The organism is Escherichia sp. MOD1-EC6098 (assembly GCF_002965865.1).
In the GTDB taxonomy this organism is placed as follows: Bacteria; Pseudomonadota; Gammaproteobacteria; order Enterobacterales; family Enterobacteriaceae; genus Escherichia; species Escherichia marmotae.
On the sequence record NZ_PTSN01000025.1, the window covers coordinates 31,671 to 56,809 of the forward strand.

Genomic DNA, 25,139 nt, shown 5'->3' on the forward strand with positions numbered 1-25,139 from the left:
TCCATTTTATCCGCGATCGGGGATATCGCAGTATTTATCCCGTAGAGCGGATAAAATGCGTTTACAGATTGACTTTATCCTCACTAAAGGATAAAACTGAAAATATCCCCTAAAGCGGATAAAATTCTTGTGGATGTATGGCATGATGAGCTTTCCGATGATCTATAGCCCAACGCAATTAGCAAATGCAATGAAACTGGTTCGTCAGCAAAATGGCTGGACGCAGAGCGAGCTGGCGAAAAAAATCGGCATAAAACAGGCGACTATTTCCAATTTCGAAAATAACCCTGACAACACCACACTAACAACATTTTTTAAGATATTACAGTCACTTAATCTCTCAATGACGCTATGCGACACGAAAAATGACTCGCCAGAATCAACCGATCAGCAAGATCTGGAGTGGTAATGCCAAAACTTGTCACGTGGATGAACAACCAGCGGGTAGGCGAGTTGACGAAGCTGACCAACGGTGCCCATACCTTTAAGTATGCGCCGGAGTGGTTGGCCAACCGTTATGCCAGGCCATTGTCGCTTTCGCTGCCATTGCAGAGGGGGAATATCACCTCTGATGCTGTATTTAACTTCTTCGATAACCTGTTACCCGATAGCCCGATTGTACGCGACCGCATCGTTAAACGTTATCATGCTAAATCCAGGCAACCGTTTGATTTATTGTCAGAAATAGGGCGAGATAGCGTTGGCGCCGTGACGTTATTACCAGAAGACGAAACTGTGACGCGCCCAATAATGGTATGGGAAAAGCTTACTGAAGCCAGACTTGAAGAAGTATTAACGGCTTATAAAGCAGATATCCCGCTAGGCATGATTAGGGAGGAAAATGACTTTCGCATCTCGGTTGCTGGCGCGCAGGAGAAGACTGCGCTGCTCAGAATGGGCAATGACTGGTGCATTCCGAAAGGAATAACGCCGACGACGCATATCATTAAATTGCCGATTGGTGAAATCAGACAGCCCAATGCGACGCTCGATCTCAGTCAGAGTGTTGATAATGAGTATTACTGTCTGCTGCTGGCAAAAGAATTCGGGTTGAATGTTCCCGACGCAGAAATCATTAAAGCGGGAAGGGTGCGCGCGTTAGCGGTCGAACGCTTTGACAGACGCTGGAATACTGAACGAACGGTTTTACTTCGCTTGCCGCAGGAGGATATGTGTCAGACATTCGGTTTACCTTCATCGGTGAAATATGAATCTGACGGAGGCCCTGGCATCGCGCGGATCATGGCTTTTTTGATGGGGTCCAGCGAGGCGCTTCGCGATCGTTATGATTTTATGAAATTCCAGGTATTCCAGTGGTTGATTGGCTCGACAGACGGCCATGCGAAAAATTTCTCAGTGTTTATCCAGGCCGGTGGCAGTTATCGACTCACGCCATTTTACGACATCATTTCAGCATTTCCGGTATTGGGTGGCGCGGGAATACATATCAGCGATCTCAAACTGGCAATGGGGCTTAACGCATCCAAAGGCAGAAAAACGGAAATCGATAAAATATATCCGCGACATTTTTTGGCGACAGCAAAGGCACTGAAATTCCCGGAAGTGCAGATGCATGAAATCCTGAGTGACTTTGCCAGAATGATTCCCGCAGCATTGGATAACGTGAAGGCTTCATTACCGGCAGATTTTCCGGAGAACGTGTTGACGGCAATTGAAACCAATGTGTTGAGGTTGCACGGTCGGTTAAGCCGAGAATATGGAATTAAGTGAGATATGGGGTTTGGCCGGTTTTAGCGAGCAAGACAATCTCGACCGCGAAAACAAATAAATATTCGGAATCAAAGCGTTATTCGGCGCAATTATCTCATCAATATCAGACAGGATGGCTTTAATATTCTCATCATTAATACTATAGCCAATGAAGAACAACGGATGCTCGACGAAATATGTTAAAAGTTTTGCACTGATATACTTTTTACGCTTATAAAACTCAACATAATCTTCATTTGTTATAATGATGCTTTCTGGTTCTTTACTACTGCCGTGAATCTTCATGATTTCACCGTATGTAGTATAGTTAACAGTCACAACATTATGGCCAACTATCGGTTGGTAGTTATCAAATATCTTTTCAAGCAGATCGTCATAGTTTGTTGTAATAATGGCATGGGGCCTTACTTTTTTTAACTTTTCAATTTCTTCAGTGTACTCCATTGCTGAAAAATCAACCGAGTCTGAAAGGTTATTCAACAATGTTGCAATCTCATGCTTGATATATATATCTTTAGAGCTTTTTCCATTGAAATACTGTTCAGGATAACGAGATGTCCCCACATCCCAAGCCCACTCAGCGTATGACTCAGAAAAATCACTTGCTATCAATGGTTTATTGTCATTTCTTGTTTGACTGTAGTAACCATACGGGCGAGTGATTAATGGGCAAGTTTCAGCGAGATACTTTAACAGGTTTTCCCAATCAGGAGCTTTCAAGTAGCGTTGAGATACCCCTGCACCCATAAAGAGAATTGGCTGTACCTGTAAACCTTCAAGACATGATTTGATATCTTCAATTATTTCTGTCTGATATTCAGAGAAGTCCATACTTTAGCCTTTAGGATGTGAGATGCTGGAGTAGTAAATCGCCGCGGAGCGGTTCGGGGTTCTGTGACACCCGAATTTTACCTCGGTTTCCTTTGTATATAATATCATTGAAGTTATTTGCATTTCTCAGAAATCTTCTCTGGCTTTGATTGCTATAGCCGAAAGATAGCGCACACATCGCCGTTGGTCAGTTAGTACGAGGTTTCCGCCAAGTTCACCTTTTACCAAAGATGGCCTCAGAGCTTCCCTGAAGCTTTATCATGGCTTCAAGTAGGTCATCTTCGTTCAGTGAGCGCTGAGATTTGTTGATACCAGTGGTGGTCGCAGCCATCAATTTGTATCAGCTCGCCAGTACAAGGACGCCGGTAACGAGGCTGATGAATTTTCGGTGCGCGTTGTCTGCGGGGGATCCAGAGTCCGGCGTTTATCATGAGACGTCGGATGGTTTCCTTTCCAAGGACCAGACCGTGAACTTCCTCCAGCTTTTCCCGCGCCAGCGTGGGGCCAAAACCACGGTAGTGCTCCCGGATTATACTGAGTGCCTGATCTGTCAGTGACGCAGGCAACAGACAGTTACCAGTGCGGCCACGACTCTGGTTGTTCATGCCAAGCGGCCCATACTGGCGATAACGTTTGAGCAGACGGCTGCAATGACGTGGCGTGATGCCCAGCATTTCGGCAGCCTGTCCAGGACGGAGATTGCGATCGATGACATCCTGAAGGATTTTGAGGCGATTGATTTCTTTCACGGTGAACATTCCGGCGTCATTTATAGCCATAGAAAACTCCTCATCAGGAAAAAGTGGGTCGTTGTCTAGACATAGGGATCTGAGAAACTATAGCCTGGACAAATGAGCCACAAATAGACATTAGCATTGAGCCTCTACAACCTTGGTGCGCATAATGTATATTTAGTTTAACGAAAACAACGACTTACGATAATTATCATAGATCGTTACGATCAACTTTGTCAATCAAAGACGAATGCCGCCACGCATGGAGCGGGCTTTAAAGTTACGTTTATGCGTCTTTGCGTACTTACGGAACGAACGACGGGAAGAACGCTTAGACATACGACGGCGAGAACGAGCCATAATTACCTCCTATAGTTGTTAATCAATTGCTGCTGGAACTGGTTAGGGGGGAGGCGTCCCCCCTTGCTTACCGCTTTCGCAGAACTTTTATCACCAAAGAAACGAGCGCCAGCACCAAAAATATAATTACCAAGAGCTGGAAGCCCGCCAGATTTTGCATCATAAGAACCTACCGTAGAAGCCTTACCGGCATCAGTCTGTAAATAGTCATGAATAACCTTATCCTGCATAGTTTGATACTGTGTTCTAATCCGCTGTGCAGAATTAAGGCCTGTCTGAGATTCAATATTGGCACGGCGGGAAGCCTCGGTCAAAACCTGCTGATTAATCAGATTCGACTGCGATCGCATGTTATCGGCACTCTGGATAGCCTGGGCAGCCTGAGCCTCTTTAAGCTTCACATCAGCCGCGCTATTCGCAATCTGGTTACGTTGTAACGCAATCTGAGACATGATGCCTTCACGGGCAACTTCCTGCTGCTGACGGCGCGTTAAGGCGTCAAATACGCTAACCGCAGAATTAACCACTCCTGAGAAATCGGCAGGCTGGGCGGCCTGAATACCTGACGAACTGACGGAACCAAGACCACCGGAACCAGTAACGGCCAGAATCGGGTTAAGACCAGCTTTTCGCAAATCCTGTACGCGGTACTGCATACCGTTTTTGGCCAAATCCATCGTTAACTTGTTCGCCTGTGCGGCGTTCTGCTGGGCAGAGTGGGCACCGAGAAGAGAACCGGCAATGGAACCAACAGCACCAACGGCAGATGATAAAAAGCCCATAATTTCACCTCATGAAAAAAAGGCCTCCGCAGAGGCCAAAAGTGACAATGTAACTTAGAAATGGTCAATAAGACCTGGTACTGAGTAAACAGGCATAGGCCGCACACACTTCAGGTCAAAGAACGCATCCATGATGAACTGGGGTTCGTCCTGTACGGCGAGAACGCGCTTCATCGGTGGATTCTCCTCGATAAACTCCTGATTCAGTGCGGGCAGAGAGTCGAACCGCTGGGCTAAATGCCACACGTCGAGGGATTGCGGGTCGGTAGAACGCAATTTACCAGTAATCTGGGACGGTCGGTAGCGGTACTCCGCATAACGTTCCTGGTAGCCAAAGACTTCATCATCCTTGGCGTTACCTTGCGCATAAATCTCTTTGTTAAGAATAGCCTGTTCGCCCAGGTGGGCCAGTGCAGGCCAGTAGAAATCAAAGCGGGTCTGACGGGAGAACATGCGCGGAATGCCTTGCTGGTAGGTCAAATCTGCTCGAACGGAGACAAGGCCAATAACAAAGCAATGCTCAACAAAAGAGTGAGAAAAACCACGGTTAACACCTCCTGAAACGCCATAAGCGGCAAGGTTACCTTGCGGACTGGCGTCGGTAGTCGCGGAGTTTTGAAGAACGGGATTAATATTTATATCGAACGAACCAGAGCCAAGATACTCAGGACGCTGAACACGGGCATCAGGAGAAATGACGCCAAAATGACTGCGAATAATCTCAATGTATCGCGTACCACCGCGAGCATCACGCTCAAGCAGCCGCTGAAGCTGGAACGCCTGACGCAGCGAGTTAATCGTGAGGTTATCAACAACTTCACCACCTTCTTTCTTCAACGTAACCGGAGGTGTATTGGGGTCAAAACCACCAAGCACATCATAGCGACCACGAGCCGGAGCATTCGGAAAATTAATACCATTCTCCAGGCCTTCGGAAAAATAAGCAGCATTACCAATGTTAGATGAAGAATCATCACCAACACTACTACGAGCAATATACGTCGGAAAAGTACGACCAATATTTCCAGACGCACCATAGTTAGACGAAATAAATCCCATACCTTCCTTGTAATAAGGGTACTCCAGCGTATACGACGGCGGAACGCCTAAACCAATCTCAACGCCTTCACCTTTCTGAGGCCACGGCAGGGCACTTGTGAAGTAATCGTGACGCTTGGCACGCTTACGCAGCGGGAAATTGGCGAGGCCTGTTTCTTCCTCATCGCCAAGCGGAAGCGGGGCGGAATTAATCAGGTTTTCATCACGATACCACTCGTTATAAATCAGGTTATAAGCGCGGAACGGCAGAGCGCTTACACTGATATTCTCCACACCTGTGGGAACACCAAAATAATCGGCAAGGGAGCCTACAGGGAAGCCGCCTGCAGGGGCTTTAATCTGCGGGATAAGGTAATCCGTCGAATCGCCTGGATTCTTCTGCTCACCGTTGAACTTCTGCCAGTTATCCCAGACCAGACGGTAGGGCACGGAAAAATACTGGATGTCCAGTCGCAGGTTATCCATAAACGGCACCACTGGCGTGGATAAACGCGCCAGTACGGACGTTTTCAGGTGGAACGTATCACCCGGCAAAGCCTCATCCAGAAACACGGGAATCAAATAACCAGCGTCAAAAGTGGTTTTATAACCAGAGCTGCGGTTAAAGACCGAACGCTGAATATTGGCACTCGGGATTACTGAAAAATTATGCTGACTTTTTGCATTACTAGGTACTTTACGACCGAATTTACTCATAAACCCCCCTCAGGGAATTGTTTAAATACTATACAAACTACTGTATAAACTGACACCTTTTTACAGGCTTCGTGGGAGCCGCCTGTAAGTTTCGGTGTCACCTGGCACAGTTACATCAAGTAGGGCGCTGTGCCAGGCTGAAGGGCCGGAGCCGTCTTCAGGTTTTGGCAGGTTCGGAACCTGCATCTGGTGCTTTATTCATTTCAGCACCGGAACGCTCCCGCGGGGACGCCGGAGCAGGTTCCGACTCGCGAACCTTCGGTTCGGTCGCCGAAACCTCTCCGCCGCTCAACAATCCAAGCTCACGCGCTTGATTCCAGTTTGCTGGATTACTCATCCACTCAACGTACTGTTTAACGTTATTACCAAACATCGAGCGAATCGTGGACGGCAGGCTCTTAAAGTCGTCGTGAACGTCGTCAATTAAAGCCATTGCGTCCACGTAATCAGTAATCGCGGATGCATCGTAGAATTCAGCACGTTGAGCACTGGTAAAGACTGTCGTGTCTCCCGTTCTTATCGCACGCTCAACAATCTTGTTAATGTCGCACTCGTCGCGAAAATGCTGCTGGGTCATCGTCGGTTCTTCAAACACGATGCCGGGCGACGGTGGCGGGTTATAGCGGGTATGGAACTTAGGCTTCGATGTACGCATCTTCAGAATCCTTCAGGAACGCCGGAGTAGCTTCACAAACATAAACACGGTCAATATCGACCGGAACCAGCTGCTGGTCAGCAAAATCATAAGCAGTCACGCGGTGCAACGAAAAATCAGTGCGCTGCATACGGTTACAAAACGCGTGCAAATGTCCTTTCGCAATACCGTCATGCTGGGCCATAAACATAAAAACATCAGCATTAATCAGCTTGTCGTGAATTACATAAACTGCATCAGAGTGAGCCATTTTCTAATTTCCTCATCATTCGCTGGAATTTAACCAGATTAAATTTATCCAAATCCTGCAAACGCCACGGGTCTAATACCTGGGCATTTAACTGTCGGCGTTCTTTATTTTGCTGCAACTTCTCAAAATCACAGCCTGATAATAACTTGTCATAATAGCGGGGCGGTTTTATCTGACGACCGCCGCGACCAATACACGCATCTGAATTAACTATGTCATCGTAATATTCCATAAAAAAATCATAGCCAATACCAGGCCTGTTGCTCATAGCCGAAAACTCGGGTATGCGATGTCCATAATGCTCATCTGCACGGGAACCGGTGACTTTTTTAACACAGTATCGCGCCACGTAAGCAGCCGACTCAAAACTAAAAGCAGCAACAACAGACCAACCAAAAGTCCAACATCTTTCAAGAAGCGAAGACCTATATAAATTAAATCTTCCAGCCTTGTGTAATGTCTTATCCGGAAAGTCATATCCAAAAATAATCGCGTGATAATGCGGTCGCTCTAATTTAGAGCCATATTCACCACAGCCAAAAAAACGAATCGAAATATCATCAACAGCCAAAGCCTTACGCAAACGCTTCATAAAATCGGTGAAATGTTTACGAACGAGAGTACCGCCTTCAGGTAAATTCTCAGGCGAATAAGTCAGGGTGATAAAACAATTGTGATCGTGCATGTGGGCTTCATGAACGCAGCGGGTCGCCCAGTCACGAGAATGAGCAAGACGGCAACCGATGCACTGACCGCAGGGCAACTGAATGAATTTAGCGCCACGTGACGGCGTGAAAAAAATCTTCCCCGATGGCATCTGGTACGCGTTCAAAGGACGGGTACAAGCCATGACACACCTCCAGAATACGCATATGCGCACCTTAGTGCGCATAATGTATATTATGTTAAATGAATAGTATCAGAATGCACTCAGCCACTGTGGCCACCTCATAGCGTGATGTTCATGACACCTCCCCCATGTTATTGGCCAAAACCACTTTTATGGCATTCACGATTACCCGGCAAAATGAAGATGCACTATCAATCGTTTGTTTAGCCTCGGGCATTTCTGTTTTTGATATACTCAAAGTCATTGTCGCAAGGAAAATGTGCAAAGTGACTAAAGATAAATGGAGAATGTTATGATCAGGCAGAAGATTTTACAGCAGCTCCTGGAGTGGATTGAGTGCAATCTCGATCACCCTATCTCAATCGAAGATATCGCACAGAAATCTGGCTACAGTAGACGCAATATTCAACTTCTGTTCAGAAACTTCATGCACATGCCCCTGGGATCATACATCCGCAAACGAAGACTTTGTCGGGCAGCCATTCTTGTCAGACTTACAGCTAAATCAATGCTTGATATTGCACTATCTTTGCATTTTGATTCACAGCAGTCATTCAGCCGCGAATTTAAAAAGTTGTTTGGATGTTCTCCCAGAGAATATCGGCTCCGTGACTTTTGGGATCTCACCAACATCTTGCCTCCTTTATTAACGCGTCAGTACCAAAAGACTGATTGCAGATTAATCAATTTACCTGAGACACGTATTTGGGGTAATTCATTTAAATATGACATTGAAATCTCTAACAAACCACCAGATGAAGAAGTAAAACTGCGGCGTAATCATTTATCCAGATGTCTTCAGAATTTGAAGACGGATATCTATTACGTCTCAACATATACACCATCTACAAAATCGGTAGACTTGCTCACAGTTGAAACCTTCGCCGGTACAGTATGCGACCATGCGGATACGGAGATGCCAAAGGAATGGATAACGGCTGGAGGGCTTTATGCCTCTTTCCGCTATGAAGGAGATTGGGAGTATTATGCGAACTGGGTGCGGAACCTCTATCTGATAGAACTGCCTGCCAGGGGGTTAGTCAGAGTAAACGGTTGTGATATCGAACGTTTTTACTGCAATGAAACTTTTGTAGAAAAGAATAACAACTATGTTGTTTGCGAAATTTTTATCCCCGTTCGCCCGGCTTAGCCTGTATCTATATCTCATTGAGGATTACCCTACCCTGCTACTGTCTAATCAGTATCAGGGTAGGTGTTCAGTAAATAATGGCGTTGTGTGTGTCAACGCCATTATTCTTTATTACAGCGAATTTTTCATTCCTGGAGAAATTATTTTATTGCCTCCTCACCTTCTTCAGTAGCAGCCTCCACTGCGTTAATTGTCACCGTCACTGGCTGCATTTCGTACCCACCATACGTCAGAGTGTTGAATGTGAATGTATATACCCCTGGCTTAGTAGTACTGAATTTACGCGTGATTTTTCCGCTCACAAAATGATCGGCTTTCGATGGCAGGAACTGGTAATCATCCTCCGTCACCCCTTCCGGAGCCTGAATGTCGACCCACATACTCCCCCCAACAGGGTTGCCTGCCGACATCAGAGAGATCTCCAGTGTTGCGGTCGCCACCCCATCTGCCACCAGAGACTCTACTCGTTCAGGAGAGACCGCAAGTACCGCATTTTTATCATCCGCGACGAATCTGGATTCGGCTGTTTTCGTCGATACCTGACCGTCAGTCCGATTCACTTTCGCGGTTAGCGTATATATCGCCGCTTTAGTGGTAGAGGCGGTGAATACAGCCTGCCCCTGCTCATTGGTTGTTGCAGTCCCGTTCGGCTCCAGGTCTAACGTTGCTGGCTCGGCGCTCAGCGTCACTTCACTATCTTTCACGATATTGTTATTGGCATCAGTAACCGTGACTTTATAAGTCTGTTTGGCTTTACCATCTGCCAGTGCGCGGTTGCCAATCACCTCAATGTTCGAGATGGTTGCCGTAGCCTTGTCGGCCACAAACGTGATGCTCTGCGCATCCGAAGTCTGGTCATTTCCTGCCGTGGCTGTGATTGCATACGTTCCTGCAACCACAGAAACAACACGCAGCTCGGCTTTACCTTCATCGTTAGTCTTCACCCAGGTACTCTCGTCATTAAGCGGTGTGACGCCCCGGGGAAGATTAAAGGCGACCATAGTTCCGGGAACAGGGTTGCCGTGTTTATCCTCAACAGTTGCCGTCAGCGTAAAGGCATCATTGCCGTTTGCTGCTTTTTGGGCGGTATCAACCTGAAGGCTTGCCTGGCCAGTTTTGGCATCCGCTTTGAACTTCACCGTGGCAGTCTTCTGGGAGTTTTTCACCGAAGCCGTGATTTTGTGTTCCCCGGCAACGGTTGATATCAGCTCAATATCGGCTTTACCTGCAGCATTCGTTGTTACCTTATTCCCCGTCTTACTGCTCACTCCCTCCGGCAGAGTCAGCGTTACAGTTTGATCCTGCAACGGGTTACCATAGGAATCCGTTACGGTCAGAGTAACCTTGTTGGCAGACTGTCCATCAGCCAGTTGGTTATCAACATTCACTGAAATATCGTGAATGTTAGCCTCAGATGCGTTACCCACAACGTTCAGCAGTAGCGGTTGCGAAGCAGCATCTTTGCCATTCACCCGCGGCCAGATAACCAGTTGGCCGGCTGCAGAGCCTATAGTTAACGTCGTAACATAAGTGCCATCACTTTGTTCCGTCCAGGCTCCTGCCGAAGGTTGCTCCGTCCCTGTGCTGGCTGCGCCACTAATTTCTGGAGCATCAGGTTTCAGACCTCTGACTGGGTTACCGTTCGCATCCTTCGCCGTGAAGATCAGTTGTGTCGTTGTTTTGATCATCGGGGCATCGTTATCAGCTACGAACGTGGAGTTCACTAATGACATCTCCCCGGCGGCAATGGTGACAGAAACCGCCTGTTTCAGAGCGTCAGAGCCATCAACTCGCGGCATGATAGTCAGCTCACCAACTCCCGTTGCGCCAGCAGTCAGCACCGCCGTATAGGTTCCATTGCCCTTATCCGTCCACTGACTGACGGATGGACGCTGCTGGTTGATGTTGTATGCATCACCACCAAATTGTGGTGTTTCAGGCGTAATGCCGGTGATTGCGTTGCCGTATTTATCCGTCATCGTCAGCGTCAGTGTGACGCTTTCACCAACGGTAATCGACGTTTTCGATACCGTCATTTCCGCGTGGTCAACCGAAACAGTACCCGCTTTAACATTAATCGGAGTTGCCTTTGCTGTAGCGTTTTTGCCATCAATCTGCGGCATAATGTTCAACGCGCCTGCCCGTGTTCCCGAACGCAGAATAGCCGTGTATTCGCCGTTGCCTTTATGGCTCCAGCCTGTAACTGAACTACCAGACGCGGCATCACCGGAAAGCGATACGCCAAGTTTAGCAGTGTCGATATCGGTAAGCGCATTTCCAAACTGATCTCTGGCGGAGAAAGTCAGTTCCGTTGCGCTTTCAACAGCAAGAACGCTATCTTTTACCGTCAACGTTGAGTTAGAAACCGCCTGATCCCCCGCAACAACGGTCAACTGCGCAGCGTCGGTGGCTGCTGGCTGGCCGTTGAATAGCGGCATGATGTGAAGATCACCCGTCTTTCCGCCGGTAGTCAGCGTAGCAACATAGGAACCGTCGCCTTTCTCAGTCCAACTGGAAACGGTCGCTCCTTCAGACGCGGCACCCGTCAGACTTGCTGACAGGGAAAGACCGCTGATAGCGTTACCATGCGCATCTTTTGCCACAAGCGTCACTGTCGTGCTTTCCCCTGCTTTAATGCGATCCGCTGCAACGGATACTTTCGACTGGCCTGAAGATAAAGCATCAGCTACCACAGTCACTTTAGCCGCATTAGCTGCTGCATCCTGACCGTTGATCTTCGGCATAACAATTAATTCACCCGCCGTAGTACCCAGAGAAATTTGCGCGATCCACGTCCCGTCGCCATTATCCGTCCAGCCTGAGACTGAAGAACCCGCAGCGGCTGCACCCGTTAATGACGGTGTATCTGGAGTAAGGCCGGTCACTGGGTTGTCATAGGCATCTTTTGCCGCCCAGGTTACCGTAAGCGTGCCGCCAACCACCGGTTTATCCGGGTTCAGAGTGATGGTTGAGCGCGCTGCATCAAGCGGTCCGGCAACAAACTTCAGCGTTTGTTGTAACGTGCCCAACTGATACTGCTCGCTAAAGGCACGCACAACAATGTTTCCGGCACGGGTCGAAGAAACCGTGGCGCTGTAGACCCCCGGCTTTATCTCCGAAATGGTGCCAATGGTAACACCGCTGTTGTCCTGTGGAACAAAGCGCAAACGGCTGGCTTCTCCCTCCACCGGGTTGCCATCGGTATCCACCGCAGTAAGCGTCAACGTGTAAGATTTCTGACCATCGGCAATCACATCACCTGACGTCTCATTCACACTCAGAGTCGATTTTGTCACATCCATCATAGTGGCACGCAGTTCAGCCGTGACGGTTTTGCTCATGCCATCAACGCTCACAGTAATGGTTGCTTCACCTGATTGCGTACCGGTGGTGAAGACAGACTTGTACACCCCGGCTTCTGTTTCGGTGATCTCACCCAGTGTTGGCTGTGCCTGTGATTTAGCGGACTTAAGGGCCCGCGTTACGATGTTTCCGGCAGGTTTAAACGTCAGTTCAGTTTTGATCTGATCTTTCATGCCCGTGATTGGCTGTCCCTCGGCGTCTCGCAGAGACAGAACCAGCGGCTTTTGCGCACTCCCGTTAGCAAGCATTTGGATACGGCTCTGGCCATCAAGCGTTAACGTAGTACGATCGGCGCTCATACCCGCTCCGGTAATGACCACCGCTGTCTGCACGCGTTTCGAGGCATTGCCTTTGTTATCGTATGCGACCGCAGAGATCGCGTAATAATTGTCTTTGCCTGCACGATAAGCCGGGAGCGTCACTTGCCACTGGTTACCCTGACCGGTAATTTTACCGCCTGCGGCCAGCAAAGACGGCGCTTCCCATTGCACATTTTTCAGGCCGTGAGTTGCTTTGCTGACCACGAGGCCAAGAGACACCGTCTGCCCGCCCTTACCTTCAATACGGTCTGGCAAGGCAATACGGATCACCTCAGCTTTGCGATACTCAAGAACGATATTGTTATTACGTTCAACCAGATCATAGCGGCTGCCTGCCAGTACCCGACGCTCGCGAATGCTATCCGTATCGAGTTGTTTCTCCAGAGGTTCGCCAATCCGGTAGTTAACTTCCAGGCCAAAGCGAGTGTCATTCTGACCGCTCTTGCCCTGTTTGTGCTCTGCACTCAGTGTCAGAAGAGGCACTGGCGTATAGTTCACCTCGGCAGAAATGGCATGTGGATCTTTCTGGCGTTTATCTTTACCAAACAGACCTACCTCATCGCCATAATACTGTTCATACATCAGGCTTGCGCCAAGCTGCGGCCAGGCCGGTAAATAGCCCTCGGCGCGGATATCCCAACCATTAGCCGGACGCTCCTGATAATCCTCAATATCCGGCGATTTTTTCCAGCCAGATGCCCGGATATAACCGTTGGCGCTCAGTTTCAGATAATCGCGCCAGTATTCCGCACCAACACCAATGCGGGTATGGCTACGGGATAAATCATGATCGATAAATGTGTTCAGCCCCGCCATCCAGTCATTGCCTGAAAAATGACGCCAGCCGAAACCAATATTTGACTGAGTACGATCGTCGGTACGATGTATTGCCCCCTGAGTGAACAGCATATCTGTCGGGGTATCATAAATTGGATAAAGCATTTCCAGCGAAGAGTCCTTCAGCGAGAAATCTTTATCGGCATTCAATTTGACTCGAGCCGTACCATATTTGCCAAGCCACTCCTGGATTTCCTGAGTAGCCTTCGCTGTGGCCATTCCGGTAACAAAATTGCGTGTCGCATCGCTATCCGGCTGACTGCTTAAAAATTTACCGGCATTCGCGGCAAACGACGCGATGTTTTTGTCTGCATTATTGTCAGTAGCAACCGCAGTATTTTCCGTACTTAGACGTGGCAGAGCCGCATTATGCGCTCGCGCCGTCATTGTCGGTGTAAAGGTAACAGCCAGTGGGAAAAGAACCTGAATAGAGATGTTTGCCCACGCCACGCAGTGGGCCAGGGCTGAATAACGAAAACGTGGTTGTTTATAAGCCTTTTTTAAACGTGACATTGAGATAATTTCCTGATGAACGAATTAACGAACATAAGCAAACGCAAATAAAACGTTTGCTTGTCAGAAAAACCGGGTATTTCCCGATTTCCTTTTCCGCAGAAAAGGAAATACCTTTATGAAAGAAAGCGCATCGTCACCCTGAATATTCAGTGGTTGCGACTACTCGCCGGATGACAGGGCCGGGATTATATTTTTGTTTGTGAGTGCAAATTTAGCTTTTTGTGCAAGCCGTAAAATAGATTCTTACGTTCTATTTTTTGCTAAAAAATCAAAGCAACTTCATTATTTAAACAGCGTGAGATGAAATATTTTTTGTGGTAGAGCTAATTTGGCTTTTATTGATAGAAATATATTTCACAGTGATAAGGAGATAAAATAGCAAGAACATTTAAATTATAAAATAAAAGCATGCATTAGAACGCTTAATTAATAAAGTATCTATAAGCGCCCCTCTTTTTATCTTCCCGACGCATCAGTTTATATTGTGATGAACATCACAACTTTATGCACCGGAGTGGAAAGTTGCAATAAAAAATATGAAGCAATAATGTTTGTATTGCGCTCAACACCAAAAATGTCTAATCTTTTCAATATGATAGTTATTTGGCGATCAGAATTTACTTAGTTAACATCTTTCATTTGTCAACCAATTATGGCCTTTAGTTTGCTTATTTTTAGTCAAATCTACTGTCCCTTAATGTGACTTACTTCACTTACATTCACTTATTTTTCTTCGTAAAATTACTTTGGAATTAAGTACAATAAAAAGAGGAAATTTTATGACGTCTGCACTAAAAAAAAGTGTTGTGAGCACATCCATATCCTTAATACTGGCATCAGGTATGGCCGGATTCGCGGCTCATGCAGCAGAAGATGTAAAACTGAAAGCAACAAAAACTAACGTGGCTTTTTCGGATTTTACGCCGACTGAATACAGTACCGAAGGAAAGCCGAATATTATCGTACTGACCATGGATGATCTTGGGTATGGACAACTACCGTTTGATAAAGGGTCTTTTGATCCAAAAACAATGGAAAACAGGGAAGTTGTCAATACCTACAAAATAGGTATTGATAAAGCCATCGAAGCGGCTCAAAAATCAACGCCAACTCTTCTTTCTTTAATGGATGAAGGTGTACGTTTTACTAATGGTTATGTCGCTCACGGTGTTTCTGGTCCATCCCGTGCTGCAATTATGACGGGCCGAGCGCCTGCCCGTTTTGGTGTTTACTCCAATACCGATGCTCAGGATGGTATTCCCCTGACAGAAACTTTCCTGCCCGAATTATTCCAGAATCATGGCTATTACACCGCGGCTGTGGGTAAATGGCATCTGTCTAAAATCAGTAATGTCCCGGTTCCGGAAGATAAACAAACCCGTGACTATCATGACAACTTCAACACATTCTCCGCGGAAGAATGGCAACCACAAAACCGCGGCTTCGATTACTTTATGGGGTTCCATGCAGCGGGAACAGCCTATTACAACTCACCTTCGCTGTTCAAAAATCGTGAACGCGTACCTGCAAAGGGTTATATCAGCGATCAGTTAACGGACGAAGCAATTGGTGTTGTTGACCGGGCTAAAGCACTCGACCAACCATTTATGCTTTATCTGGCTTATAACGCGCCGCATCTGCCGAATGACAATCCAGCACCGGAGCAATATCAGAAGCAATTCAATACCGGTAGCCAAACTGCAGATAATTACTACGCATCGGTTTACTCCGTCGATCAAGGTGTAAAACGGATTCTCGAACAGTTGAAGAAAAATGGTCAGTACGACAACACCATTATTCTCTTTACGTCTGATAATGGTGCGGTCATCGATGGCCCACTACCGCTAAATGGTGCGCAAAAAGGCTATAAGAGTCAGACTTATCCTGGCGGAACGCATACGCCGATGTTCATGTGGTGGAAAGGAAAACTTCAGCCAGGAAATTATGACAAGTTAATTTCTGCTATGGATTTCTACCCTACTGCTCTGGATGCTGCCGATATCAACATTCCAAAAGATCTTAAACTGGACGGCGTTTCATTACTCCCGTGGTTGCAAGATAAGAAGCAAGGCGAACCCCATAAAAACCTGACCTGGGTAACGTCCTACTCTCACTGGTTTGATGAGGAAAATATTCCATTCTGGGATAATTACCATAAATTTGTCCGCCATGAGTCAGATGATTATCCTCACAATCCGAATACCGAGGACTTAAGCCAGTTCTCTTATACGGTGAGAAATAATGATTACTCTCTTGTCTATACCGTGGAAAATAACCAGTTAGGTTTGTACAAACTCACCGATCTACAACAAAAAGAGAATCTCGCTGCAGCTAAACCACAAGTTGTTAAAGAGATGCAAGGTGTGGTAAGCGAGTTTATCAACAGCAGCCAACCGCCGCTTAGTCAGGTGAATCAGGAGAAGTTTAACAATATTAAGAAAGCACTTAGCGATGCCAAATAACTAACCCCTTATGCGGCGGAGATTTTCCGCCGCCTTATTGAGTGAGATAGCAATGCACGTGACAGCCAAGCCCTCCAGTTTTCAATGTAATCTCAAATGTGATTACTGTTTTTATCTTGAAAAAGAGTCGCAATTTAGTCATGAAAAATGGATGGATGACAGCACTCTGAAAGAGTTCATTAAACAATACATTGCTGCCTCAGGTGATCAGGTCTATTTTACCTGGCAAGGCGGCGAACCTACTCTCGCGGGTCTTGATTTTTTTCGTAAGGTTATTCACTACCAACAACGCTATGCTGGGGGAAAAGGTATTCATAATGCGTTACAAACCAATGGTATTTTATTGAATAATGAATGGTGCGCCTTTCTCAAAGAGCATAAGTTTCTGGTCGGTATTTCAATTGATGGCCCGCAAGAATTACATGATCGTTACAGACGCAGTAATTCTGGTAATGGGACATTTGAAAAAGTCATGACGGCAATTGATCGTCTGAAGAAGTATAAGGTTGAGTTTAATACGCTAACTGTCATTAACAATATTAACGTCCAACATCCTCTTGAGGTTTATAACTTTTTAAAATCTATCGGTAGTAAGCATATGCAGTTTATAGAACTACTGGAGACGGGGACACCGAATGTAGATTTTACGGGCAATGGTGAGAATACGTTCAGTATCATCGATTTTTCTGTTCCACCCACCGCCTATGGCAAGTTTATGTCAGCTATTTTTATGCAGTGGGTTAAAAATGATGTTGGTGAAATATTCATTCGCCAGTTTGAAAGTTTTGTCAGCCGTTTTCTGGGAAATGGGCATACTAGCTGTATTTTCCAGGAGTCATGTAAAGACAATCTGGTAGTGGAAAGTAATGGTGATATTTATGAATGCGATCATTTTGTCTACCCGCAATATAAAATTGGCAACATCAATAACGCTGCACTAAAAACGATGAAAAGCGTGCAGTTGACTGCACAAAAAAAGTTGATATCAAAAAAATGCCAGCAATGTGTTTACAAGCCAATTTGTAATGGTGGTTGTCCTAAACATCGCATCACAAAAGTGAATAATGAGGTAGTATCGTACTTCTGTGAAGGTTATAAAATCCTATTTACAACTATGGTGCCATATATGAATGCAATGGTTGAACTCGCTAAAAATAAAGTCCCCCTTTATCACATTATGGATGTCGCAAAACGAATGGAGAGTAATAAATAATACTCCTGCATTCACTCCGGTCATATCATCCTTCTTACGACTTCAGCAGAACACCCGGCACAGACTCAGGCCGGGGGGTTCAGCCATCATTATCTGTTGTTCTGGAGGAGCGTCTTCAGACATGCTTTTGCAATACTCTTGATAATCAAGGGCATGAAAGGAACGGAGTGGAATATCCAGGGTTATATGGTTTATACCGTCGTGCTCATTGTTATTGGTGGCACGTTGTTTACCCATAAAGTGGGTAAACGTATCCGCCCGCTTAATGTGGAGAAGCAACGTAGCGAAGCGACTTTTCGAACTAACCTTGTGCAGCATAATAAGCAAGCGGAGTTAATTGCATTAAACAATGCTGAAACGCTGCAACGTCAGGAGTTGAGCGACAATTTTCATACAATAAAAGACAACTGGCACCGTTTAATGAATCGTCAGCGTTGGCTTGACTATTGGCAGAATGTTTATTCACGCTCGCTTAGTGTTCTCCCCTACTTTCTATTGCTACCGCAGTTTATCAGCGGGCAGATCAATTTAGGTGGGCTGATGAAATCACGTCAGGCATTTATGTTGGTATCCAACAATCTGAGTTGGTTTATTTATAAATACGATGAACTTGCAGAGCTGGCAGCGGTTATCGACCGGTTGTATGAATTTCATCAACTTACTGAACAGCGCCCGACAAATAAACCCAAAAATTGCGATCATGCCGTTCAGGTTGCTGATGCCAGTATCCGTACCCCCGATAATAAAGTCATATTAGAAAACCTGAACTTTCATGTTTCTCCAGGCAAATGGCTACTGCTGAAAGGATACTCTGGTGCGGGAAAAACAACGCTGCTTAAAACATTATCCCACTGCTGGCCGTGGTTTAAAGGTGATATTTCTTCTCCTGCAGACAGTTGGTATGTGTCACAAACGCCGTTAATCAAAACCGGCTTACTGAAAGAGAACATTTGTAAAGCACTTCCGCACCCTATAGACGATGAGCCGTTGAGCGAGGTGTTGCATCAGGTTGGGCTGGGTAAATTGGCTACGCGCATTAATAACCACGATCGTTGGGGAGATATTCTTTCCAGCGGCGAAAAACAACGTATTGCGCTGGCTCGGTTAATTTTACGACGTCCGAAATGGATATTTCTCGACGAAGCAACGTCACATCTGGAGGAGCAAGAGGCTATCCGTTTACTGCGTTTAGTGCGCGAAAAATTACCTGAAAGCGGTGTGATTATGGTGACCCATCAGCCTGGTGTTTGGGATCTGGCGGATGATATTTGTGACATTAGCGCGGTTTTATAAAAACGATAAATGCCCTGCTATACGGAGATAAAAATAAATGAAGCGAGTTCTTATTTCTGGCGTCATTTTATGTGGCGCTGGCGCTGATATGGCGCAGGCCGTCGACGACAAAGACAAGTATATGCCTGTTTTTGAAGAGATGACAGTCTATGCCCCTGTCCCTGTGCCCGTAAACGGTAACACGCATTACACCAGTGAAAGCATCGAGCGTTTACCGACAGGTAATGGCAATATCAGCGATTTATTAAAAACAAACCCAGCGGTGCGTATGGATTCAACGCAAAGCACCTCGTTGAATCAGGGGGAGATCCGCCCGGAGAAAATATCCATTCACGGTGCATCGCCCTACCAGAATGCCTATTTGATTGATGGTATTAGCGCCACCAATAACCTGAACCCGGCGAATGAATCGGATGCCAGCAGTGCAACCAATATTAGCGGGATGTCACAGGGTTATTATCTTGATGTCAGCTTACTGGACAATGTCACGCTTTATGACAGTTTTGTTCCGGTTGAATTTGGTCACTTTAATGGTGGGGTGATAGATGCAAGGATCAAACGCTTTAATGCTGATGATGACAGCGTAAAGCTGAGTTATCGCACAACGCGTTCGGACTGGTTAACGTCTCATATCGATGAGAATAACAAGAATGCATTTAACCAGGGGTCTTCAGGAAGTACTTATTATTCTCCCGACTTTAAAAAGAACTTTTACACCTTGTCATTTAATCAGGAACTCACTGATAACTTTGGCGTGACTGCTGGTTTCTCCCGCCGCCAGTCTGACATTATCCGCGCAGATTATGTTTCGAATGACGGTATTGTTGCAGGTCGGGCGCAGTATAAAAACGTTATCGATACAGCATTAAGTAAATTTACCTGGTTTGCCAGTGAGCGTTTTACCCACGATTTAACCTTTAAATATACCGGTTCTCGCCGGGATTATAATACCAGCACCTTCCCCGAGTCTGACCGCGAAATGGGCAACAAATCTTATGGCCTGGCATGGGATATGGACACACAACTCGTATGGGCCAAACTGCATACCACTGTCGGCTGGGATCATATCAGTGACTATACCCGTCACGACCATGACATTTGGTACACCGAACTCTCATGCACATATGGTGATATTACAGGACGTTGCACCCGTGGCGGGCTGGGGCATATTTCGCAGGCTGTTGATAATTACACCTTCAAAACACGACTTGACTGGCAAAAAGTTGAAATGGGCAATTTCTCGCATCAGCCTTACTTCGGTGTGGAATACATCTATTCCGATGCATGGACTGAACGCCATAATCAGTCTGAATCTTATGTAATTAATGCCGCAGGAAAGAAAACTAACCATACCATTTACCATAAAGGTAAAGGTAGCCTTGGAATTGACAACTACACGCTGTACATCGCGGATCGTATTAGCTGGCGCAATGTGTCGCTGATGCCTGGCGTGCGTTATGACTATGACAACTACCTGTCAAACCACAATATCTCTCCCCGCTTTATGACGGAATGGGATATTTTCGCTGATCAAACCTCAATAATTACCGCCGGATATAACCGCTATTATGGCGGAAATATTCTCGATATGGGGTTACGAGACATCCGTAATAGTTGGACAGAATCAATTTCAGGCAATAAAACGCTCACCCGTTATCAGGATTTGAAAACACCCTATAATGACGAACTGGCAATAGGTTTGCAGCAAAAGATCGGTAATAACGTTATTGCGCGGGCAAACTATGTTTACCGTGAGGCGCATGATCAAATCAGTAAAAGTAGTCGTACCGACAGCACAACGAAAACAACGATTACTGAGTATAACAATGACGGTAAAACTAAAACCCATTCGTTCAACGTGAGTTTTGAACTGACAGAACCTCTGCATGTCAGCCAGGTGGCTATTAATCCGCAAATTGTCTTCAGCTATATCAAGAGCAAAGGCAATTTGTCATTGAATAATGGTTATGAAGAGAGCAATACCGATGATAACAAGGTAGTTTACAACGGTAAACTTGTCTCTTATGACAGCGTCCCGGTGGCGGATTTTAATAACCCGTTAAAGATTTCCTTAAATATGGATTTCACTCATCAACCAAGCGGACTGGTGTGGGCGAATACACTGGCCTGGCAAGAAGCACGCAAAGCTCGCATCATTCTGAGTAAGACGAATGCGCAATACATCAGCGAATATTCAGATTACAAGCAGTACGTTGACGAGAAACTGGATAACAGCCTGACCTGGGATACCCGTTTATCCTGGACACCCCAATTTCTTAAGCAGCAAAACCTGACGATTAGCGCCGACATTCTGAATGTGCTGGATAGCAAAACCGCTGTTGATACAACAACCGCCGGTGTGGCGACTTACGCCAGCGGTCGTACTTTCTGGCTTGATGTCAGCATGAAATTTTAAAACTTCGGATTTTACTTTACCGGGTAAATTCACCTGGTTTTCGCATGGAGATGATTATGAGAAACCTCTGTTTCTTACTGACTTTAGTGGCAACACTGTTGTTGCTTCCTGGACGACTTATTGCCGCGGCATTACCACAGGATGACAAGTTAATTACCGGGCAACTGGAAAATGGCTTGCGATATATGATCTATCCACATTCACACCCTAAGGATCAAGTGAATTTGTGGCTGCAAATTCATACCGGTTCATTGCAGGAAGAGGACAACGAGCGCGGCGTGGCGCATTTTGTTGAGCATATGATGTTTAACGGTACAAAAAGCTGGCCTGGTAATAAAGTCATCGAAACTTTTGAATCGATGGGGCTGCGTTTTGGCCGCGATGTTAATGCCTATACCAGCTATGACGAAACGGTGTATCAGGTAAGTTTGCCAACAACGCAGAAACAAAATTTGCAAAAAGTGATGGCAATCTTCAGTGAATGGAGCAATGCCGCCACCTTTGAAAAACACGAAGTAGACGCTGAACGTGGCGTAATTACCGAGGAATGGCGCGCGCATCAGGATGTTAAATGGCGCACATCTCAGGCGCGTCGCCCTTTCCTGTTGGCAAATACACGCAATTTAGACCGTGAACCGATCGGTTTGATGGATATTGTCGCAACGGTCGCGCCGGAACAACTGCGCCAATTTTATCAACGCTGGTATCAGCCGAATAATATGACCTTTATCGTCGTTGGTGATATCGACAGTAAAGAAGCGCTGGCGTTGATAAAGGAAAATTTAGGTAAACTTCCGGCAAACAAAGCGGCTGAAAATCGCGTATGGCCAACGGAAGCAGAAAACCGCCGGCGCTTTAATATCATTAATGATAAAGAAAATCGGGTGAACGGTATCGCACTCTATTATCGCATGCCAATGGTTCAGGTGACCGATGAACAAAGCTTTGTCGAACAGGCAGAATGGAGCATGTTGGTTCAGTTGTTTAATCAGCGATTACTGGAACGGATCCAGTCCGGTGAGTTGAAGACTATTTCCGGTGGCACCGCGCGCAGTATTAAAATTGCGCCTGATTATCAGTCGCTGTTTTTCCGTGTAAATGCGCGGGACGATAATATGCAGGATGCTGCGAATGCATTAATGGCAGAACTGGCAACTATCGACCAACATGGTTTTTCCGTTGCAGAGCTTGATGATGTAAAAGCCACCCGTCTGACCTGGCTGAAAAATGCGGCTGAGCAACAGGCTGAACGCGATCTGCGGATGCTGACCAGCCGCCTGGCATCCAGCTCGTTAAATAATACGCCATTCCTTTCACCGGAAGAGACATACCAGCTTTCTAAACGCCTGTGGCCACAAATTACCGTGCAAAGCCTGGCGAAAAAATGGCAGCAATTAAGAAAGAACCAGGACACATTTTGGGAACAAATGGTCAACAATGATACTGCAGCCCAAAATGCATTATCTCCTGCAGCCATTACGGCGCTGGAAAATGAATATGCCAACAAAAAACTGGCGGCTTATGTCTTCCCTGGCAGAAATTTATCTTTAACGGTAAACGCTGATCCGCAAGCAAAAATAACCAGCCAAAAAAGACTGGCTGAAAATCTGACGTCACTGACCCTTTCTAATGGCGCAAACGTCATTCTGGCAAAATCTACGGGCGAAGAAGAAAAGCTGCAAATTATTGCCGTCTCTGATAAAGGCGATTTGAGTTTTCCTGCGGAACAAAAATCACTTATTGCGCTGGCAAATAAAGCCGTTAGCGGTAGCGGAGTTGGCGATCTCTCCTCTTCCAGCCTGAAACGCTGGAGCGCAGAAAACTCAGTGACCATGAGCAGTAAAGTCAGTGGCTTGAATACACTACTGTCTGTTAGCGCACGGGCTAATAATCCTGAACCCGGTTTTCAGTTAATTAACCAGCGGATCACCCGCAGCACAATTAACGACAACATTTGGTCATCGTTACAAAATGCTCAAATTCAAGCGTTGAGAACGCTCGATCAACGCCCGGCAGAGAAATTCGCTCAGCAGATGTACGAAACACGCTATGCCGATGAGCGCACGAAATTACTGCAAGAAAAACAGATTGCACAGTTTTCTGCCGCAGACGCATTGGCTGCCGATCGTCAGTTGTTTTCTTCCCCAGCAGATATCACTTTTGTGATTGTCGGTAATGTGGCAGAAGACAAACTCCTGCCGTTAATTACGCGTTACTTAGGATCAATCAAACGTTCTGATTCAGCATTGGCAGCAGGTAAACCATTAACCCGCGCGACGGATAACGCGGCTGTTACTGTAAAAGAACAAAATGAACCTGTAGCACAAGTTTCACAGTGGACGCGGTATGATCCCCGGACACCTATTAACCTGGCGACACGCATGGCACTGGATGCATTCAACGTCGCATTGGCAAAAGATCTGCGGATAAATATTCGTGAACAGGCATCCGGAGCATACAGCGTTTCTTCTCGTCTCTCGGTTGATCCTAAGGCCAAAGATATCAGCCATTTGCTGGCTTTCACCTGTCAACCTGAACGTCATAGCGAACTGTTAACATTGGCGAATGAGGTAATGACTAAACGTCTGACTAAAGGGATCAGTCAGCAAGAGCTGGACGAATATCAGCAAAATATTCAACGCAGCCTCGATATTCAGCAAAATAGCGTTCAGCAATTAGCGAACACTATTGTGAATAGTATTATTCAATATGATGATCCTGCTGTGTGGATGACGCAGGAGAAAGTGTTAAAGAATATGACTGTGGAAAATGTTAATGCTACAGTTAAAGAATATCTGAGTAAACCCGCGAATACCCACACTGGAGTATTGCTGCCAAAATAATAACTTACCCCCGCCAACTTTGTTGGCGGGGTATTCTGTATAATTAACGTGTTTGTTTGACAACCTTTGAAAGTTTTTCAAAAAATTAACCGCGAACTAATAATGATATTTTAAAGGCCAATTTTTATGTGATAATTTCGGAGGGTAAGAGAACGGACTAAAATAACAATAAAAAGAGTGATATTATCATTGATTATCTTCCTATCTTATTGTTTTTACTTGTTAAAATAAAAAATCCATTTTCAAACAACAAAATAAAATTAGGATTTTGTTATTTGAAACCGAGGCCTTTACGCTTGCTTACTTTATCAATAAATCCTACTTTTTTTAATGCGTTCCAATCATTTTAAGGAGTTTGAAATGGATAAGAAGCAAGTAACGGATTTAAGGTCTGAACTACTCGATTCACGTTTTGGCGCAAAGGCAATTTCCACTATCGCGGAATCGAAACGTTTTCCGCTGCATGAAATGCGCGATGATATCGCCTTCCAGATTATCAATGATGAATTATACCTGGATGGCAATGCCCGACAAAACCTCGCCACATTTTGTCAGACCTGGGACGATGAAAATGTTCATAAGCTGATGGATCTGTCGATCAATAAAAACTGGATCGATAAAGAAGAATATCCGCAGTCCGCAGCAATTGATCTGCGTTGCGTAAACATGGTTGCTGATCTGTGGCACGCGCCTGCGCCGAAAAACGGTCAGGCCGTTGGCACCAACACCATTGGTTCTTCCGAGGCCTGTATGCTCGGCGGGATGGCGATGAAATGGC

The 25,139-nt window shown here is 46.0% G+C and carries 15 protein-coding genes and 2 pseudogenes; 9 read left to right on the forward strand and 8 right to left on the reverse strand.

Annotated features, from left to right (window positions below):
* Window positions 1–142 precede the first annotated feature (142 nt).
* Complete coding sequence (gene hipB / locus C0K55_RS21530; RefSeq protein WP_001516368.1) at window positions 143–409, forward strand: type II toxin-antitoxin system antitoxin HipB; 267 nt, start codon at window positions 143–145, stop codon at window positions 407–409.
* Complete coding sequence (hipA, locus tag C0K55_RS21535; protein ID WP_001125477.1) at window positions 409–1,731, forward strand: type II toxin-antitoxin system serine/threonine protein kinase toxin HipA; 1,323 nt, start codon at window positions 409–411, stop codon at window positions 1,729–1,731. The genes hipB and hipA overlap by 1 nt, the downstream gene beginning before the upstream one ends.
* Here hipA and C0K55_RS21540 read toward each other — a convergent pair.
* The 7 genes and pseudogenes from C0K55_RS21540 to C0K55_RS26375 form a co-directional block, all read right to left on the reverse strand.
* Complete coding sequence (locus C0K55_RS21540; protein ID WP_236942249.1) at window positions 1,705–2,562, reverse strand: SIR2 family protein; 858 nt, start codon at window positions 2,560–2,562, stop codon at window positions 1,705–1,707. The two genes, hipA and C0K55_RS21540, sit on opposite strands and share 27 nt — an antisense overlap.
* 305 nt (window positions 2,563–2,867) lie before the next feature.
* Window positions 2,868–3,341: pseudogene (locus tag C0K55_RS21545) on the reverse strand (helix-turn-helix domain-containing protein); the annotation flags it as partial.
* A 317-nt stretch (window positions 3,342–3,658) separates the two neighbouring features.
* Window positions 3,659–4,438, reverse strand: coding sequence for a hypothetical protein (locus C0K55_RS21555; RefSeq protein WP_105266530.1), 780 nt, complete (start codon window positions 4,436–4,438; stop codon window positions 3,659–3,661).
* A gap of 54 nt (window positions 4,439–4,492) precedes the next feature.
* Complete coding sequence (locus C0K55_RS21560) at window positions 4,493–6,193, reverse strand: major capsid protein (RefSeq protein ID WP_105266529.1); 1,701 nt, start codon at window positions 6,191–6,193, stop codon at window positions 4,493–4,495.
* 157 nt (window positions 6,194–6,350) lie between these two features.
* Complete coding sequence (locus C0K55_RS21565) at window positions 6,351–6,848, reverse strand: hypothetical protein (protein ID WP_105266528.1); 498 nt, start codon at window positions 6,846–6,848, stop codon at window positions 6,351–6,353.
* Window positions 6,829–7,098, reverse strand: a complete 270-nt coding sequence (locus tag C0K55_RS21570) for a hypothetical protein (protein WP_053877785.1) — start codon at window positions 7,096–7,098, stop codon at window positions 6,829–6,831. The genes C0K55_RS21565 and C0K55_RS21570 overlap by 20 nt, the downstream gene beginning before the upstream one ends.
* Window positions 7,085–7,948, reverse strand: a complete 864-nt coding sequence (locus tag C0K55_RS26375; protein WP_201798112.1) for a rolling circle replication-associated protein — start codon at window positions 7,946–7,948, stop codon at window positions 7,085–7,087. Before C0K55_RS26375 ends, C0K55_RS21570 begins: the two co-directional genes overlap by 14 nt.
* A gap of 292 nt (window positions 7,949–8,240) precedes the next feature.
* On the opposite strand from C0K55_RS26375, the gene C0K55_RS21580 reads away from it, so the two are divergent.
* Entirely contained in the window at window positions 8,241–9,098 is an 858-nt protein-coding gene (locus C0K55_RS21580; protein WP_001516370.1) for a helix-turn-helix domain-containing protein, read from the forward strand.
* A gap of 140 nt (window positions 9,099–9,238) precedes the next feature.
* On the opposite strand, the gene C0K55_RS21590 is transcribed toward C0K55_RS21580, so the two are convergent.
* Window positions 9,239–14,131: an invasin domain 3-containing protein gene (locus C0K55_RS21590; RefSeq protein WP_105266527.1), complete on the reverse strand. Its 4,893-nt coding sequence runs from the start codon at window positions 14,129–14,131 to the stop codon at window positions 9,239–9,241.
* Window positions 14,132–14,913: 782 nt separating this feature from the next.
* Between C0K55_RS21590 and C0K55_RS21600 the strand changes: the two genes are divergently transcribed.
* The 6 genes and pseudogenes from C0K55_RS21600 to C0K55_RS21625 all read left to right on the forward strand — a co-directional run.
* The gene (locus tag C0K55_RS21600) at window positions 14,914–16,596 is read left to right on the forward strand and encodes a sulfatase-like hydrolase/transferase (protein ID WP_105266526.1); all 1,683 of its coding nucleotides are present in this window, start codon (window positions 14,914–14,916) and stop codon (window positions 16,594–16,596) included.
* A 52-nt stretch (window positions 16,597–16,648) separates the two neighbouring features.
* Window positions 16,649–17,809 (forward strand): anaerobic sulfatase maturase, encoded by a 1,161-nt coding sequence (locus tag C0K55_RS21605; RefSeq protein ID WP_000558514.1) that lies wholly within the window; start codon window positions 16,649–16,651, stop codon window positions 17,807–17,809.
* 156 nt (window positions 17,810–17,965) lie between these two features.
* Window positions 17,966–19,102: pseudogene (locus C0K55_RS21610) on the forward strand (ABC transporter ATP-binding protein/permease); the annotation flags it as partial.
* 37 nt (window positions 19,103–19,139) lie between these two features.
* Window positions 19,140–21,518: a TonB-dependent receptor plug domain-containing protein gene (locus C0K55_RS21615; RefSeq protein WP_105266525.1), complete on the forward strand. Its 2,379-nt coding sequence runs from the start codon at window positions 19,140–19,142 to the stop codon at window positions 21,516–21,518.
* A gap of 56 nt (window positions 21,519–21,574) precedes the next feature.
* A complete protein-coding gene (locus C0K55_RS21620) occupies window positions 21,575–24,361 on the forward strand; it encodes a M16 family metallopeptidase (RefSeq protein WP_061090848.1) in 2,787 nt (928 codons plus the stop codon).
* A 360-nt stretch (window positions 24,362–24,721) separates the two neighbouring features.
* Window positions 24,722–25,139, forward strand: a 418-nt coding sequence (locus C0K55_RS21625) for a pyridoxal-dependent decarboxylase (RefSeq protein WP_105269224.1), incomplete at its 3' end; no start/stop codon positions are given.

Excerpts from the sequence above, each read along its gene's own strand:
- C0K55_RS21615 (WP_105266525.1), top strand. The coding sequence starts at position 19,140 with ATGAAGCGAGTTCTTATTTCTGGCGTCATTTTATGTGGCGCTGGCGCT.
- C0K55_RS21565 (WP_105266528.1), bottom strand. The coding sequence starts at position 6,848 with ATGCGTACATCGAAGCCTAAGTTCCATACCCGCTATAACCCGCCACCG.
- C0K55_RS21555 (WP_105266530.1), bottom strand. The coding sequence starts at position 4,438 with ATGGGCTTTTTATCATCTGCCGTTGGTGCTGTTGGTTCCATTGCCGGT.
- C0K55_RS21570 (WP_053877785.1), bottom strand. The coding sequence starts at position 7,098 with ATGGCTCACTCTGATGCAGTTTATGTAATTCACGACAAGCTGATTAAT.
- C0K55_RS21600 (WP_105266526.1), top strand. The coding sequence starts at position 14,914 with ATGACGTCTGCACTAAAAAAAAGTGTTGTGAGCACATCCATATCCTTA.
- C0K55_RS21580 (WP_001516370.1), top strand. The coding sequence starts at position 8,241 with ATGATCAGGCAGAAGATTTTACAGCAGCTCCTGGAGTGGATTGAGTGC.
- C0K55_RS21560 (WP_105266529.1), bottom strand. The coding sequence starts at position 6,193 with ATGAGTAAATTCGGTCGTAAAGTACCTAGTAATGCAAAAAGTCAGCAT.
- C0K55_RS21540 (WP_236942249.1), bottom strand. The coding sequence starts at position 2,562 with ATGGACTTCTCTGAATATCAGACAGAAATAATTGAAGATATCAAATCA.
- C0K55_RS21605 (WP_000558514.1), top strand. The coding sequence starts at position 16,649 with ATGCACGTGACAGCCAAGCCCTCCAGTTTTCAATGTAATCTCAAATGT.
- C0K55_RS21620 (WP_061090848.1), top strand. The coding sequence starts at position 21,575 with ATGAGAAACCTCTGTTTCTTACTGACTTTAGTGGCAACACTGTTGTTG.
- hipA (WP_001125477.1), top strand. The coding sequence starts at position 409 with ATGCCAAAACTTGTCACGTGGATGAACAACCAGCGGGTAGGCGAGTTG.
- C0K55_RS26375 (WP_201798112.1), bottom strand. The coding sequence starts at position 7,948 with ATGGCTTGTACCCGTCCTTTGAACGCGTACCAGATGCCATCGGGGAAG.
- hipB (WP_001516368.1), top strand. The coding sequence starts at position 143 with ATGATGAGCTTTCCGATGATCTATAGCCCAACGCAATTAGCAAATGCA.
- C0K55_RS21590 (WP_105266527.1), bottom strand. The coding sequence starts at position 14,131 with ATGTCACGTTTAAAAAAGGCTTATAAACAACCACGTTTTCGTTATTCA.